This is a genomic window from Streptomyces sp. Tu 2975 (assembly GCF_009832925.1).
Lineage (GTDB): Bacteria > Actinomycetota > Actinomycetes > Streptomycetales > Streptomycetaceae > Streptomyces.
This window is the reverse complement of record NZ_CP047140.1, coordinates 3,664,135-3,679,123: the sequence shown is the minus strand read 5'-3', so window position 1 is coordinate 3,679,123 and position 14,989 is coordinate 3,664,135. Positions and strand designations below refer to the sequence as shown.

Genomic DNA, 14,989 nt, shown 5'->3' with positions numbered 1-14,989 from the left:
CCCGGCCGGCTGACGTGACGGGGCGGGCCCCGGACCCACAAGGTCCGGGGCCCGCCCCTTTCGCGTGCCGCGACGTTCCGTGGGTGGTCCGCCTGCTGTTGCCGGCGGACCAGGGCCCGCCTGCTGTTGCCGGCGGACCTCCCACGGTCAGCAGGATGCGGGCTTGCGCCAGGAGCATTCCAGCGAGGCCTCGGGCTCCACGGTGCGGGTACGCGAGGGCGCTGCGGGCACGATCGTGCCCGCAGCGGTGTCCGAGGACGCCAGGGTGACGACGACCGCGTCCTCGATGCTCTTCACCGAGGAGGCGAGGTAATTGTTGAGGACGACGCTGTAGACGAGCTCTCGTCCCGCGGCGTCGGTGACGTATCCCGACAGCGCCGAGGCGCCCGTCAGTGAACCGGTCTTCCCGCGGGCGTTGAGCGCGGCCGGGGTGCCGCACATGCGGGAACGCAACGTGCCGCCCACGGCGCGGTCGGGGGCGCAGGCCACCGGTAGGGACGCGTACCAGTCGGCGAACCACGGGGCGTCGCGGACCGAGAGCAGCAGGGTCGCCAGCTCCGCGGCCGGGAACATGTTCATCCGGGAGAGTCCCGAGCCGTCCGCCTGGCGGAGTGTGGAGGTCCTGACGCCCTCCTTCTCCAGCTGGGCGCCGATCGCGGCGAGGCCCGCGTCCCAGGTGCCCTGTCCCGACGCCCGGTGCCCCATCGCCTTGGTGAGCGCCTCCGCGTGCATGTTGTTGGAGAGCTTCATGAACGGGTGCATCAGTTCGCTGAGCGGCATGGAGCGGTGCGAGGCGAGCGTGCGCGCCCCGGCCGGGGTCGGCCGGCCCAGGCGGGGAGTGCCCGAGAGCCTTACGCCGTGCTCGGCGAGTGCGTCGGCGAACACGGCGGCCGCGTAGCCGGTCGGTTCCCAGACCGCGATCCACTCCTTGGCGGTTGCCGCGCCGACCGGGACCTCACCGCTGATCGTGATCGTGTTCGTGCCGTGCTCCCGGGAGACGGTCAGCGTGTCCGGCAGGCCCGTCCCGACCGTGGTGGCGCTGACGTCGAGGCGTACGTAGTCGGTGGACGGTGTCAGCTTCACCCGGGGGCGCTCGCCCGGCCGGGCGCCCGGTGCCACCTCGACGACGACGGTGCCGGAGTCGTAGTCGGTGTCGGGGGCGAGGGTGAGCGCCGAGATCTGTGCGGAGTAGTAGGCGGACTCGTCGTCGGCCGCCCAGGACCGGCCGAGGCGCTGGTCGTCGAAGCGGGTGTCGTCGGCGACGAGACGTCCGGTGACGCGCTTGATGCCGGACGCCGCGACGTCCGCCGCGAGGCGCCGGTAGTCGGCCGCGAGGAGGGTGGGATCGCCGCTTCCGCGCAGATACAGGTCGCCGGTGAGGGTGTGGCCCTGGCGGCGGCCCGTGGTGAGCACGTCCGTGCTGAAGCGGTGGTCCGGGCCGAGCGCGGCCATGGCCGCGGCGGAGGTGGCGAGCTTGGTGTTGGAGGCGGGCATCAGACGGTCGCCGCTGTCGCGCTGGTAGAGACGCTCACCGGTGGCGGCGTCGGCGACCACGACGCTCACGGCCCCGCCGTCCGTCCTGGGGTCCGCGAGGACCTTGTCGAGGGCACCCTTGAGGCCGGTGTCGGACGGGCCGGCCCCGGCCGGCGAGCTCCAGGTGAGCGTGCAGGCGAGGCCGGCGGCGAGCGGCCAGATCCATGCGCGGCGCAGCGCGCGGTGACGGATACGAACCACGGGTCTACTCATGGCACACGAGGATCCCGGAAGCGGATCCTTCCCGGAAGGACGCGCGGCGGGCACCTCCGGGCGGCAAAGAGGCCGAATTCTGTGGCCCCGGTCACCACGCGGCCTCTTTTCCGGTGTGGTCCGGAGCACTTTTCCGCGGCTCTCGTGCGTGGCCTGGCTCACGATTCCCGACCCCCCGAAGGGGCCTCTCCGTGACAAGGCGCACAGGCGTTTTGGGCACTACTAGGTGGATTAGTGGGCGGAATATCCGTTTTGCCCCCCATGGGGGGCCGGGCCTGTCCAGGACCTTCGGCCCCCTGGCGCACGAGCCGGGCCGGAGAGCGTCCGTCCCGCGGCCCCGTGGCCGGGACATGCGGTTAAACCGGTCGGTCCCGGGCATAAGAGGCCCCGTTTTCGGGCGGTGCGGTGCGGCTCGGGCGGGCGTCAAGAGCCGTATTTCCGCGGGTGCCACTACGACGCTATGTCGTAGTTGGGGGGTTTGAGGCGACTTGGGAGCACGGGTTACCAATGTGGAGCCAGCCCGGTGCGAATGCGTCGGGTCCATTCATGCCCGGAGGTTCTCCCGTATGTCGAAGCGCACCATGATCCACCAGCTCCGCCCGTCCGTGCTCCGTACTCGTGGTGCTGTCGTGGCCGCCGGAATGGGTGCCGTGATGGTCGTCGGAGCCGGTGCGGGTGTCGCCTCCGCCGACGCGGGCAAGGCGGCCAAGCCGGCCGTCGTGGACGCCGCCTCTGCCGTCGCCGCCCAGGCCGACGCCCAGGCGAACGCCGCGAAGGCGAAGGCCGCCAAGAAGACCGCCAAGAAGAAGCCCGCCAAGAAGGCCCCGGCGTGGGTCAAGCCGGTCAGCAAGTACACGCTGACCGCGAGCTTCGCGCAGGGTGGTGCCATGTGGTCCGCCAAGCACTCCGGCCAGGACTTCGCCGTGCCGATCGGCACGCAGGTCAAGGCGGCCGGTGCCGGTACCGTCGTCAAGGCGGGCCCGAACGGCGGCGGCGACGGCCCCGCCTACGGCAACGCCATCGTGATCAAGCACAACAACGGCAAGTACTCCCAGTACGCCCACCTGTCGAAGATCAACGTGAACGTGGGCGCGAAGGTGAAGACCGGCCAGAACATCGCCAAGTCCGGCAACACCGGTAACTCGTCCGGCCCCCACCTGCACTTCGAGATCCGCACGACGCCGAACTACGGCTCGGCGCTCAACCCGATGTCGTTCCTGCGTTCCGCCGGCGTCAACCTGTGACGCACGCCTGAGCCTGCCCCGTCGCACAGCGCCGGGTGATCGGAAAGGCCCCGCCCGGGTCCGGGCGGGGCCTTCGTGCGCCCGGCGCCCGGCAGGGGCTCAGCCGCGGCGCTTCAGCCGGGGCCGCTTCAGCCTCTTCCGCCGCTCCGGCTCCCGGTCCGCTTCCGGTGTCAGCACCGGGAAGCTGCCGGTGTTCGTCGGCGCATGCTCGGGCAGCCAGAGCACCGCGATCGCCCCACCGGAGGCCCCCAGCGGCGTCGCGCCCTCCGGCGCGGCGTTGCGGAACGTCAGCCTCGCCCCGAGCACCCGGGCCTGACCGGCCGCGATCGTGAGGCCCAGACCGTGGCCCGTACCCGCACGGTCGCTGGCGCCCGTGCGGAACCGGCTCGGTCCCTCCCGCAGTACCGACTCCGGGAAACCGGGCCCGTGGTCCCGCACCCGCACCACCCGGCCCTCGACGGTGACCTCGATCGGGCCCTTGCCGTACTTGGCCGCGTTGGTGAGCAGATTGCCCAGGATGCGCTCCAGGCGCCGGGGGTCGGTGCTCACCCAGGAGTTGTGCACCACCCGGACCTCCGCCTCGGGATGGAACACGGCGACCCTGCGCCCGACGAACTCGCCGAGCTGGATCTCCTGGAGCTCGGCCCGCTCGGAGGCGCTGTCGAGCCTTGCCACCTCCAGCACGTCCTCCACCAGTGTCCGCATGGCCTGGGCCCGGTCCCGTACGAGCTCGGTCGGCCGCCCGGGCGGCAGCAGCTCGGCCGCCGTGAGCAACCCCGTGACCGGTGTGCGCAGCTCGTGTGCGATGTCCGCGGTGACCCGGCGCTCCGCCTCGATCCGTTCGTTGAGGGCGTCGGTGAGCGCGTCGACGGCCCGCGCCAGATCGTCGGTCTCGTCGCGCACGACGCCGCCGATCGCGTCCCGCACCCGGACCTCGTGGTTGCCCTGGGCGACATGTCCGGCCGCGGCGGCCGCCTTGCGCAGCCGGCGCGAGAGCTGCCCGCCGATCAGGACTCCCAACGCGGAACCGCCCAGTACGACCGAGAGGGAACCGATGATCAGTGCCCGGTCCAGGTCCTGCATGATCTCGGCGCTGCGCCCGGCGAACTCGGTGTGCAGGGAGAGCACGTCACCGCCCGCCAAGGGCACGGCGGCCCAGATCTCGGGCGTCCCGTCATGGCCCTCGTCGATGTACGAGCCGCGCCGCTTCTCCCGCATCAGCCGCTGGAGCGCGTCCGGCAGCGCGGGGTCGTTGATCTTGCTGTTGAAGCGCGGGTCCTTGTTCTTGGACGTCTCGTACCAGCGCTGCGCCAGCAGGACCCGGTCCATCTGGACGTCGCGGGCGTTGTCGAGCATGGAGACCCGGGCGGCATTGTGCACGACCAGACTGAGCGCCATGGCGATCAGCGCGCCGACCGCCGCGATCGCGATGCTGATCTTCCAGCGGACGCCGGTGCGCAGAACGAGACGCCTCATGCGGTGGGACTCTCCTCGGCGAACGGTGCTGCGGCCCTCATACGGCGGGCCTCATGCCTTGAGCTTGTAGCCGAAGCCGCGGACCGTCTCGATCCGGTCCTGGCCGATCTTGGTGCGCAGACGCTGGACATGGACGTCCACGACCCGGGTGTCGCCGCCCCAGCCGTAGTCCCAGACCCGGTCCAGCAGCTTGTCGCGCGAGAGCACGGTGCCGGGGGCGGACGAGAACTCCAGCAGCAGCCGCATCTCGGTCGGCGTCAGCGACACCGGCTCGCCGGCCCTGCGTACCTCCATGCCCTCGGTGTCGACCTCGAGGTCGCCGAAGGTCAGCGCGCCGCACTGCTCCTGCCGCCCCGCGGGGCCGCCGTCGCCCGCCGGGCCGCTCGCATGGCCGAAGCGGCGCAGCACGGCACGGATACGGGCGACGAGCACGGCGCCGTCGAAGGGCTTGGTGACGTAGTCGTCCGCACCGGCCTCCAGTCCGAGCACCACGTCGATCGAGTCGGCGCGCGCCGAGAGCATGATCACGGGGACCGTCGACTCGTCGCGGATGCGCCGGCACAGGCTCACCCCGTCGAGGCCGGGGACCATCACGTCCAGCAGCGCGATGTCGGGCCGGTCCGACCGGAAGGCCTCGAGGCCGAGCAGCCCGTCGGGCACCGCGGTGACCGCGAAGCCGTCGCGCTCCAGCGCGAGTTGCGTGGCCTCGCGGATGACATCGTCGTCCTCGACGAACAGGACATGGGTCTCGGCCATCCGGCGCTCTCTCAGTTCTCTCAGTTGCCGCTCGGCGCGGGTGCCTCGGAGGCGACCACCTCGCCCTCGCCGACCGCCCTGCTGAATTCGTTGCGCACCCAGAACTCCCGGGTGAACCTGCCCGCCGACCAGCGGTAGGTGCTCACTTCCTCGCCGGACGGCTCCGCCACCGGGTCGTCCTTGGCGTACACCTGCTTGGTCACCACGAGATCGCCCCGGTCGACCGCCGCGTAGACCGCGGGCTCCTCGACGGAGAACACGTTCTCGTAGGTCTTTCCGGACCCCCGGTACACATACGTGCCCATGCCGACCGCGTCACCGCAGGTCAGCACGTTGACGATGACGTCGGGGGTGTCATTTCCGGTGAGCACCGCGTACGAGGTGTCGACGGGGTACGAGTCCTTCGCGCAGGGCCGCAGATCCGCCTTGACCCGGGGACTGACCTTCGGGTCGGCCATCAGCAGCTTGACCGCGTCCACCGACTCCGTGAAATGGCCCGCGTCACCGGCGGACGGCACCGGGGCGGCCCTGCTCGCGGCCTCGGAGGGCGCCGCGCCCTCGTCCTCCACACCCGTGCCCCCGGTGGAACAGCCGGCCGCGAACAGCGCCGCGGCGACGAGCCCGGCCGTCGCCGTACCGCTCGCCGCCATGGCCCTGCTGCTGCCCTTGCCTCTCAGGCCGCGCACCGCTCCCGCTCCCGTCCGTCATGCCGATCGGCACGCCGCGCCTCGTACCGCTCCAGGGTGCGGGCGTCCAGCTCCCGTGCCTCGAGCTCCTGGCGGAGCCGGGCGAGCGCCCGGTGCAGCGTGCTCTTCACCGTACCGGCCGACATTCCGAGCGCGGCGGCGGTCTCCTCGGTACTCATCTGCTCCCAGTGCCGCAGCACCACGACGCTGCGCTGCTTGGGCGCCAGCACCTTGAGCACGTCCATCAGCAGCGCGCGGTCCGCGCGCTGTTCGCTGCCGTCCTCGACGCTGGCGTCGGGCAGCTGCTCGGTGGGGACCTCCTCGAGCTTGCGGGCCCGCCACCACTCGGTGCGCGTATTGATCATCACGCGGCGAAGGTACGCGTCGGCGAGCGACTTGTCCGCGATTCCGTCCCACCGGCCGTAGGTGCGCACGAGCGCGGTCTGGAGGAGGTCCTGTGCGTCGACCGGGTCGGGGACGAGGCGGCGGGCGCTGCGCAGCAGCGCCTCCTGCCTGGTGCGTACGTACTCCTCGAATTCGAGCACCTCGCCGTGCGCCATTCCAACCGCCTCCGTCCCCGTGACCAAGCTCTGCGTGCTTGCCGTTCTTGTGTTTCTCCTGCGTCACAAGAAGCTACGGAGGCGTTGTCACGGCACTGTGCGGAGCAGCCGTCGGAGGGCGCACGGCCATCCATCGGTTGTGTAACAGCGGATGTTTCAGGTGTGCCTTGTGTGGGGTAAGAAGCTTGGCCCTGTCCCCGCTCAGGTCAGCGGGAGGCGGTAACAGCCGTTCTCCAGCGGCTCGACCAGTCCGTCGGCGACCAGCCCGTCCAGGGCACGGCCCCGCTGCAGCGGCTCGTGCCAGACCGCGTCCAGCGCCGACTGGGGCACCGGTGTCACGGCCTCGCGCAGCACCGCGAGCAGCTTGCCGCGGACCTGCCGGTCCGTGCCGGCGTACGTCTGGCCGCGTCGCGCGGGTCCCACGTGAGCCGGTTTGCCGGCCTGCCGCCAGGCACACTGCTCCGCGATCGGGCAGCGCGCGCAGTCCTCGTTCTTGGCGGTGCACACCAGCGCGCCCAGCTCCATCGAGGCCGCCGCCCAGCGTGCCGCGGTCCGCTCGTCCTCCGGGAGCAGTGCGCGGGCCAGCTTGCGCTCGGCCGCCGTCGTCGCGTTCGGCGGGTACTGGATGCCGATCGCTGCGCGGGCGAACACCCGCCGGACGTTCGTGTCCAGGACGGCGTGCCGCTGCCCGTACGCGAAGGAGGCCACGGCCGCCGCCGTGTACTCGCCGATCCCCGGCAGGGCGAGGAGCTGCGCGTGGTCGGTCGGGACCTCGCCGCCGTGCCGCTCCGTTATCGCCTGCGCGGCGCCGTGCAGGCGCAGGGCCCGCCTGGGGTAGCCGAGCCGGCCCCAGGCCCGGACGGCCTCACCGGGGGCCTCCTTGGCCAGGTCGGCGGGGCGCGGCCAGCGGGCCAGCCACTGCTCGTACACGGGCAGGACCCGGTTCACCGGGGTCTGCTGCAACATGAACTCGCTCACCATCACGCCCCATGCGCCTGCCTCGGGGCGACGCCAGGGCAGGTCACGGGCGTGCTGGTCGAACCAGGCGATGACGGGGGTGTGGAGCGAGGCGGGGTCGACGGCTTCGGGCGTCTGGGTTTCGTGAGTGACAGTCATGGCACACCGATCCTGGCACGTCCGCCGGTGTGCACGCCGCATACACGGGCTCCGGCAAGCCCACGGGGCGTGTCCGCCGCCGGCTGTGAGGACGCCGGCGGCCGGCGGGTCCCGGGTGCGCCACAGGTGGCGTCCCGGGCGTCCCGGGTGCCGTCGGCCGCGGTCCTCCCGTGCGGGGAGCGGGGCCGCTCCCCAGGGGCGAAGGAGCCCCCGAAAGTGTCAGGCGCGGGGCTCGTACGCCTGCGGCGCGGGGGCCGGTGCCGGTGCCTGCCCGGGGCCGGTGAACCAGACCACGAGCGGTGTACGGCTCCTGCGCATGGTGCCCAGCAGCGTCGCTGCCGCACGGACCAGCACCAGCGTGAACACCGTCGCGACGAGCGCGCCGACCACGAGCCCCACCAGCACGTCATGCGGGTAGTGCACACCGACGAAGACCCGGGAGAACGCCATCAGCAGGGCCATCGGCACCGTGAACAGCGCGATCCGCGGCCACGCGAGGGCCAGGGCCACGGCCGCCGCGCCGGCGATCGCCGCGTGGTTGCTCGGGAACGACCAGTCGCCGGTCGGCGGGCAGGGCACCAGTGCCGCCGCCGCGTCCGCGACCGTACGGCAGGGGCGCTCCTCGTCCACGACCGACTTCAGGGACTCGCTGACGACGTAGCCGGCAGCCGTCGCGAGCGGTGCGAGCACCGCGAGCGCGACGGCCCGGTCGTCGCCGGCCCGCGACCGCCACCAGGCCACGACGAACAGCACCCCGAAGAGCAACAGCCCGGCCTCCGTCCAGAGTTCGGCGAGGTGCTGGACCCAGGAAGGAGTCGTGTGGGCGAAGTCGATGATGTCCCGGTAGAGATCGCGGGTGATGCTGCTGTCCATGGTCAGGGACCGTACCCTCCTCGCGGCGGCGGTCACCCGGGGCCATCGGCCAGGGCCACCCCCGACGAAAGTAACGGCCTTGCGGGGCAGGGTCCGTGATGATGATCGGCAGAGTTCGGAAGTATGGCGGCGGGTACGGCGGGAGACGGGCCGGATCTCTCGTAGAGTTTGGGCCGTGGGATCTCTGCGCAATCCGATCGGGCCGCTCCCCTCCTCCATCTACTGGCGACGGAGGGCAGTCGCGGCGTCGCTGGTTGCGCTCATTGCCGTGCTGATCGTCTGGACGGTCAGTTCGGCGGGAGAGGGCGGCGGCGGCAGTGACGACCAGGGCGCCGGGGGTACGTCTCCCGCTCCCTCGATCACGCCGGGGCCCGGCCGGTCGGGGCCCGCGATCAGCGAACAGCCGGGCGGACGTGACGAATCGGACGCCGGAGCGGACAACGGCGGGAACGATTCCGGTGGTTCGGGCGGCTCCGGCGGCACCGGTGACTCCTCGGGCGGTGCTTCCGGCGGAGCGACGAACGGTACGACCGGCGGCTCCACCGAGGGCGGCACGGACGGTGGCGGCTCCGGCGGTACGGCCGGCGGGGGCTCGGCCGGCCGCCCCGTACCGGCGGGCTCGACGCTCCCCGACTGCGCCCCGGGAGCACTGAAGTTGACGCTGCGCAGCGCGAAGGTCGCCTACGAGCCGGGGGAGAACCCGTCGTTCCGGCTCGTAGTCTCCAACTCCTCCGCGACGACCTGCAAGGCCGACTTCGGCCCGAAGTCGGCCGTGTTCACGGTCACCGACGCCGAGGACGAGTCCGTGTGGTCCACCAAGGACTGCCCCCGCCCGGCCGGGAGCCGGCTGCTCCAGGTCCCGGCGAACTCCACGATCACGCACACCGTGGAGTGGGACCGCAAGCGCAGCGCGCCTCAGTGCGCGACCCCGCCGGCCGGCGCGGTGGGCCCGGGCACCTACCTGGTGGAGGCGGCGTTCCCGGGCGCGACGGTGCTGCCGGCCTCGTTCCGTCTCGACAAGGTTTGAGCCCAGGGCTTCCCGCGGAGAGCCGGGCACGACGACGCCCGGAGGCGTACCGCCGTCCCGGCCTGATCCGGGCGAAAGACCTAGACGTACCGCTCGAGGATCGAGGACTCCGCGAGCCGCGACAGGCCCTCCCGCACGCTGCGCGCCCGCGCCTCGCCGACGCCGTCCACCGCCTGAAGGTCGTCCACGCTGGCCGCGAGCAGCTTCTGGAGACCGCCGAAGTGCTCGACGAGCCGCTCGATGATCGCGCCCGGCAGCCGCGGAACCTTCGCCAGCAGCCGGTAACCGCGCGGCGAGACAGCCGAGTCGAGCGTCTCCGGCGAACCGCTGTAGCCGAGCGCCCTTGCCACGGTGGGCAGTTCGAGGAGTTCACCGTGGCTGAGCGCGTCCAGCTCCGCGAGTGCCTCCTCCACGGTGCGCGAGCGCTTCGCCGTCGGCTCCGGTACGTAGTCGCGCACGACCAGTTCGCGCTCCGGCTCGACACCCGCGATCAACTCGTCGAGCTGCAGGGCCAGCAGACGGCCGTCGGTGCCCAGCTCGACCACGTACTCCGCGATCTCCGTCGCGATCCGGCGCACCATCTCCAGACGCTGTGCGACAGCGGTGACGTCGCGGACGGTGACCAGGTCCTCGATCTCGAGGGCCGACAGTGTGCCCGCGACCTCGTCGAGGCGGAGCTTGTAGCGCTCGAGCGTGGCCAGCGCCTGGTTGGCGCGGGACAGGATCGCCGCCGACTCCTCGAGGACCCGGCGCTCTCCGTCCACGTACAGCGCGATCAGGCGCATCGACTGCGACACGGACACCACCGGGAAGCCGCACTGACGTGAGACCCGGTCCGCGGTGCGGTGCCGGGTGCCCGTCTCCTCCGTGGGGATCGAGGCGTCGGGGACCAGCTGCACGCCGGCCCGGTGGATCTTGGAGATGTCCTTGTCGAGGATGAGCGCGCCGTCCAGCTTGCACAGCTCGCGCAACCTGGTGGCGGTGAATTCCACGTCCAGCACGAAACCGCCGGTGCACATCGACTCGACGGTCTTGTCCATGCCGAGAACGATCAGGCCTCCGGTGTTGCCCCGGAGGATGCGCTCCAGTCCGTCACGCAGGGCGGTGCCCGGTGCGACGGCGCTCAGGGCGGCGCGGATCAGCGCTTCGTTGCCGGAGCCTCCGCCGGACTTTCCGGGTGCTGATGCCCCGTCCTTGGCTGCCACTGCACTCCTCCGGCTCGTACGGGTGGGCGAGACCAGGGCAAAGTCTACCGGCGAGCTTCCGCCTCCCGTGGGGCCTCCGTCCGCTCTTTGCGCGAGCCGCCCCCTGAGGACCCTTGACGGCCTTTCGGCAGCACCCTCAGGGCGTCACCCATGTCGGCGACTTCGGTGACCTTCATACCGGGTGGGATCTTCCCCGGATCGGAGGGGACCAGGGCGTGCGTGAAGCCCAGACGGTGGGCCTCCGCCAGTCTGCGCTGGACGCCCGTGACCCTCCTCACCTCGCCGGCGAGACCGACCTCGCCGATGGCGACCAGGTTCTTCGGCAGGGGCACGTCGCTGGCCGCCGAGGCCAGGGCGAGCGCGATCGCCAGGTCCGCGGCGGGCTCGGAGAGCTTCACCCCCCCGACCGTGGCGCTGTAGATGTCGCGCTTGCCGAGGGCGGTGATGCGGCCGCGCTGCTCGAGCACGGCCAGCATCATCGACACGCGGGAGGTCTCCAGGCCGGACGTGGTGCGCCGGGGGGAGGGGATCTGGGAGTCGACGGTGAGGGCCTGCACCTCGGCGACCAAGGGGCGGCGGCCCTCCAGGGTCACCGTCAGGCAGGTGCCGGGGACCGGCTCGGCGCGGCGGGTCAGAAACAGTCCGGACGGGTCGGCGAGACCGGTGATGCCCTCGTCGTGCAGTTCGAAGCAGCCGACCTCGTCGGTCGCTCCGTACCGGTTCTTCACGCCTCTGACCAGACGCAGCCGGGCATGCCGGTCGCCCTCGAAGGAGAGCACCACGTCCACCAGGTGCTCGAGCAGCCGGGGGCCGGCGATGGCGCCGTCCTTGGTGACGTGGCCGACGAGCAGCGTCGACATGCCGCGCTCCTTGGAGGCGCGGATGAGTGCGCCCGCGACCTCCCGGACCTGGGCCATGCCGCCGGGGGCCCCGTCGATCTCGGGGGACGCCACGGTCTGCACCGAGTCCAGGACCAGCAGGGAGGGCTTGACCGCGTCCAGGTGGCCGAGCACGGCCGAGAGGTCGGTCTCCGCCGCGAGGTAGAGGTGGTCGTGCAGCGCCTTGATCCGGTCGGCGCGCAGCCGCACCTGACTGGCGGACTCCTCGCCGGTCACGTAGAGCGTGCGGTGCTCGTCGCTCGCCGCCTTCGCCGCGACGTCGAGCAGCAGCGTCGACTTCCCGACGCCGGGCTCGCCCGCGAGGAGCACGACGGCGCCGGGCACCAGGCCGCCGCCGAGTACCCGGTCGAGCTCGTCGACGCCGGTGGTGCGGGCGGTCGCCTGGCGGCCGTCGACCTGGCCGATGGGCAGGGCGGCGGTGGACACACGGCCGGCGGCGGTGGTGCGGACGGCGGGTGCGCCGTACTCCTCGACCGTGCCCCACGCCTGGCATTCGGGGCAGCGGCCGAGCCACTTGACGGTCGTCCAGCCGCAGTCGGTGCAGCGGTAGGACGGCCGGTCCTTCGCGGATTTCGTACGGGCAGCCATGCGCAAACCGTAACCGGGACCACGGACAGCGCAGCGACTCGACCGAAAGGGGGATGGCATTCGGCCCCGATTTCACTATCGGTGTCCCCCTTCGAGCGAACTGTTCACCCGTAGGGGTTAAAAGTGCTCAAGGGGTGCGAAGGGGCCGCCGTCCTGCCCCTACGGTCACCGAGTGACGAGCAGCAGGCTGGAATCCCCTACCCACACCACCGGCGCACACCGGGCGCACCGACGCGCCCCCCGTACGTCCCCCGGACGGCCGCCCGCACGTTACGAGCCGTACCTGGACGGCCTGTTCACCTACTGCCTGTCCGTGCTCTGCGACCACGACGCGGCCACGGCGGTCCTCGGTGACGTACTCGCCATCGCCGAACGCCAGCAGGGGCGCTGCCCCGGCGGCGCGGCCGAGCGGAAGGCCTGGTTGTACGCGCTCGCACGGTGGGCCTGCCTGCGCCGGCTGACCGAGCAGCGGCGCAGGCGCCAGGGCGCGCACACCGGGCGGCCGACGCCCGCCGCCGCGGAGGAGCACACGGCCGGGACGAGTGCCGGGACCGCGGAGCGGCATCGCGCCGAACTCGCCCTGCTGGCCTGGCCGGAGGCCGCCGGCACCACCCCCGAGCAGCGTGAGGCGCTCGAACTCGCCGTCCGGCACGGGCTCGACGCCGGCCAGGTCGCCGCCGTCCTCGGGACGGAACCCGTGGCCACGCGCGACCTCCTCGCGGCCGCCGCCTGCGAGGTCGAGCGGACCCGCGCCGCGCTCGCCGTCGTCGAGACGGGCAACTGCCCCGCGGTCGGCCGGCTCACCGGCGACAACCGCGTGCTGCTCTCAGCGGCGTTGCGCCAGGAACTCGTCCGGCACGTCGACGACTGTCCGCGCTGCCGTCGCGCCGCCGAGCGCGCCGGTGCGGGTGGGCCCTGGCCGGGCTCCGCCGTCACCCCCGCGACGCTGCCGCTGGTCGAGGCGCCGAGGGCGGCCGCCTACATGGCGATGCTGCACGTGCCGAGGGCGCGGGCGGGAGGGCCCCGGTTCGGTCCCCGAGGCTTCCCGCTGGACCCGAAGGACCACGCCGCCCGGCGGGACCGGCTGCGCGCGCGGGCGGTGACGACGACGGTCGTGGCCACCGTCGTGGCCGCGCCGGTGCTCGCCCTGTGGGCGGCGTACCGAGGGGCGCCGCTGACGGGGGAGGCCCGCGGTCCTGTGGCCAGCTCGGACGAGCGGGCGGGCGCCGGCGGCTCGGCCGCCGACCCGTACGACCACTACGAGAACGCGGGCAACGCGAGCACCACGCCGGACCCGAGGTTCACGGCGAACCGCCGCTCGCCCGACGTATCCGTCGAGGTCGTCAGCACGGAAGGGATCACGCCGCCGTCCGTCCCGGGCAGGGTGGGACCCGGCCGGATCACCGTCGAGGCGGAGCCGGCCGGTGAAGGCACCCGCATCACGCTCACGGCGTCCGGCGGCTCGCCGGTCCACTGGTCGGCGTGGACGGGTGCGTCCTGGCTCCACCTGAGCCGGTCGTCCGGCACGCTGGACCCCGGCGAAACGATCACCCTTTATGTGATCGTCGACCGTTCGCGGGAGCCGGCCGGGCCGTGGCGGGCACGGGTGGGCGTCGATCCGTCCGGCGCGGTCGTCCTCATCCGCGGCCACGGTGACGTGACGAGGCCGCCGTCGTCACCGGCCCCGGACCCGACCCCGCCGTCGGGTCCGCCCCCCTCGCCGCCGGACCCGACGCCACCGTCGAGTCCGCCGCCGTCGAGTCCGCCGCCCTCCGACCCGCCGTCGTCGCCCGCTCCGGACCCGACCCCGTCGGACCCGCCGACGGGTCCGCCCACGGAGCCGGCGACACCCCCGCCGGTGAACTGACGGCACACGGGCACCGCCCCGCCGGAACGCGGCCGCCCGCCCCTGTGCCCCTACGGGCGTGCGGCCGCCTTCCGGAACCGGCGCGTACGCCGAACCCCGCGGTGGGCCTCAGCCGGCCGGATCGGCCGGGTGCGGGGCGACCATGGGGAGCGAGGACGCCAGGCGCGCCTCGCACAGGCCGGCCAGGACGTCGTACGCCGCCTTGCCCATCAGCTCCGTCAGCTCCGGTCGGTACGTCACGTACACCGGCTCGCCGGCGCCGTGCGCGGACGTCGCCGACGTGCACCACCAGTGCAGATCGTGACCGCCGGGGCCCCAGCCGCGGCGGTCGTACTCACCGATGGACACCTGAAGGACGCGTGAGTCGTCGGGCCGGTCGATCCATTCGTACGTGCGCCGCACCGGCAGCTGCCAGCACACGTCCGGCTTGGTCTCCAGCGGTTCGCGGCCCTCGCGCAGCGCCAGGATGTGCAGCGAGCACCCCGCGCCGCCTGCGAAGCCCGGGCGGTTCTGGAAGATGCACGAGCCCTCCCAGCGCCGCGTCTGGCGCTCGCCGTCGTCGTCCTTCTGCACCCAACCCGTGCTCGTGCCGACGTCGTGGAACTGCCAGAGGTCCGGCGTGAGACGGGCCACGTGCTCCGCCACGCGCTTCTCGTCGTCCTCGTCGGAGAAGTGCGCCCCCAGCGTGCAGCAGCCGTCGTCCGCGCGCCCCGCCTGGATGCCCTGGCAGCCGCTGCCGAAGATGCAGCTCCAGCGCGAGGTCAGCCAGGTCAGGTCGCAGCGGAAGACCTGCTCGTCGTCGGCAGGGTCGGGAAACTCCACCCAGGCGCGGGCGAAGTCCAGGCCCTTCTCGTCGGTGTCGATCTTTTCCAGAGGGCTGGCTTTGCCCGGCTTCGCCTTTTTCGTCTTTGGCACGGGTCCAGCGTATGCGGGTGGCCGCAGTAGC

The 14,989-nt window shown here is 72.6% G+C and carries 13 protein-coding genes; 3 read left to right on the top strand and 10 right to left on the bottom strand.

Annotation, left to right across the window (positions count from 1 at the left end):
- Positions 1-147: 147 nt before the first annotated feature.
- Positions 148-1,746 (bottom strand): D-alanyl-D-alanine carboxypeptidase/D-alanyl-D-alanine-endopeptidase, encoded by a 1,599-nt coding sequence (dacB, locus tag GLX30_RS16155; protein ID WP_159689024.1) that lies wholly within the window; start codon positions 1,744-1,746, stop codon positions 148-150.
- Between the two features lie 566 nt (positions 1,747-2,312).
- Between dacB and GLX30_RS16150 the strand changes: the two genes are divergently transcribed.
- Positions 2,313-2,990: a M23 family metallopeptidase gene (locus tag GLX30_RS16150; RefSeq protein ID WP_159689021.1), complete on the top strand. Its 678-nt coding sequence runs from the start codon at positions 2,313-2,315 to the stop codon at positions 2,988-2,990.
- Positions 2,991-3,089: 99 nt separating this feature from the next.
- On the opposite strand, the gene cseC is transcribed toward GLX30_RS16150, so the two are convergent.
- The 6 genes from cseC to GLX30_RS16120 form a co-directional block, all read right to left on the bottom strand.
- Positions 3,090-4,466: a two-component system sensor histidine kinase CseC gene (gene cseC, locus GLX30_RS16145; protein WP_159689018.1), complete on the bottom strand. Its 1,377-nt coding sequence runs from the start codon at positions 4,464-4,466 to the stop codon at positions 3,090-3,092.
- Positions 4,467-4,517: 51 nt separating this feature from the next.
- Positions 4,518-5,222, bottom strand: a complete 705-nt coding sequence (cseB, locus tag GLX30_RS16140; protein WP_159689015.1) for a two-component system response regulator CseB — start codon at positions 5,220-5,222, stop codon at positions 4,518-4,520.
- 20 nt (positions 5,223-5,242) lie between these two features.
- Positions 5,243-5,908, bottom strand: a complete 666-nt coding sequence (locus GLX30_RS16135; RefSeq protein ID WP_208545427.1) for a hypothetical protein — start codon at positions 5,906-5,908, stop codon at positions 5,243-5,245.
- A complete protein-coding gene (locus GLX30_RS16130) occupies positions 5,896-6,468 on the bottom strand; it encodes a SigE family RNA polymerase sigma factor (RefSeq protein ID WP_159689012.1) in 573 nt (190 codons plus the stop codon). The genes GLX30_RS16135 and GLX30_RS16130 overlap by 13 nt, the downstream gene beginning before the upstream one ends.
- A gap of 201 nt (positions 6,469-6,669) precedes the next feature.
- Positions 6,670-7,584, bottom strand: coding sequence for an A/G-specific adenine glycosylase (locus GLX30_RS16125; protein ID WP_159689009.1), 915 nt, complete (start codon positions 7,582-7,584; stop codon positions 6,670-6,672).
- 219 nt (positions 7,585-7,803) lie between these two features.
- A complete protein-coding gene (locus GLX30_RS16120) occupies positions 7,804-8,457 on the bottom strand; it encodes a phosphatase PAP2 family protein (RefSeq protein WP_159689006.1) in 654 nt (217 codons plus the stop codon).
- A gap of 175 nt (positions 8,458-8,632) precedes the next feature.
- On the opposite strand from GLX30_RS16120, the gene GLX30_RS16115 reads away from it, so the two are divergent.
- The gene (locus GLX30_RS16115; protein WP_159689003.1) at positions 8,633-9,484 is read left to right on the top strand and encodes a hypothetical protein; all 852 of its coding nucleotides are present in this window, start codon (positions 8,633-8,635) and stop codon (positions 9,482-9,484) included.
- An 80-nt stretch (positions 9,485-9,564) separates the two neighbouring features.
- Here GLX30_RS16115 and disA read toward each other — a convergent pair whose 3' ends face one another.
- Positions 9,565-10,689, bottom strand: a complete 1,125-nt coding sequence (gene disA / locus GLX30_RS16110) for a DNA integrity scanning diadenylate cyclase DisA (protein WP_005314096.1) — start codon at positions 10,687-10,689, stop codon at positions 9,565-9,567.
- A gap of 44 nt (positions 10,690-10,733) precedes the next feature.
- Complete coding sequence (gene radA / locus GLX30_RS16105; RefSeq protein ID WP_159689000.1) at positions 10,734-12,176, bottom strand: DNA repair protein RadA; 1,443 nt, start codon at positions 12,174-12,176, stop codon at positions 10,734-10,736.
- A 172-nt stretch (positions 12,177-12,348) separates the two neighbouring features.
- On the opposite strand from radA, the gene GLX30_RS16100 reads away from it, so the two are divergent.
- Positions 12,349-14,043: a hypothetical protein gene (locus tag GLX30_RS16100; protein ID WP_159688997.1), complete on the top strand. Its 1,695-nt coding sequence runs from the start codon at positions 12,349-12,351 to the stop codon at positions 14,041-14,043.
- A 108-nt stretch (positions 14,044-14,151) separates the two neighbouring features.
- Here the strand turns inward: GLX30_RS16100 and GLX30_RS16095 are convergent, their stop codons facing one another.
- A complete protein-coding gene (locus tag GLX30_RS16095) occupies positions 14,152-14,958 on the bottom strand; it encodes a hypothetical protein (RefSeq protein WP_159688995.1) in 807 nt (268 codons plus the stop codon).
- Positions 14,959-14,989: the final 31 nt, after the last annotated feature.

Excerpts from the sequence above, each read along its gene's own strand:
- dacB (WP_159689024.1), bottom strand. The coding sequence starts at position 1,746 with ATGAGTAGACCCGTGGTTCGTATCCGTCACCGCGCGCTGCGCCGCGCA.
- GLX30_RS16150 (WP_159689021.1), top strand. The coding sequence starts at position 2,313 with ATGTCGAAGCGCACCATGATCCACCAGCTCCGCCCGTCCGTGCTCCGT.
- cseC (WP_159689018.1), bottom strand. The coding sequence starts at position 4,466 with ATGAGGCGTCTCGTTCTGCGCACCGGCGTCCGCTGGAAGATCAGCATC.
- cseB (WP_159689015.1), bottom strand. The coding sequence starts at position 5,222 with ATGGCCGAGACCCATGTCCTGTTCGTCGAGGACGACGATGTCATCCGC.
- GLX30_RS16130 (WP_159689012.1), bottom strand. The coding sequence starts at position 6,468 with ATGGCGCACGGCGAGGTGCTCGAATTCGAGGAGTACGTACGCACCAGG.
- GLX30_RS16125 (WP_159689009.1), bottom strand. The coding sequence starts at position 7,584 with ATGACTGTCACTCACGAAACCCAGACGCCCGAAGCCGTCGACCCCGCC.
- GLX30_RS16120 (WP_159689006.1), bottom strand. The coding sequence starts at position 8,457 with ATGGACAGCAGCATCACCCGCGATCTCTACCGGGACATCATCGACTTC.
- radA (WP_159689000.1), bottom strand. The coding sequence starts at position 12,176 with ATGGCTGCCCGTACGAAATCCGCGAAGGACCGGCCGTCCTACCGCTGC.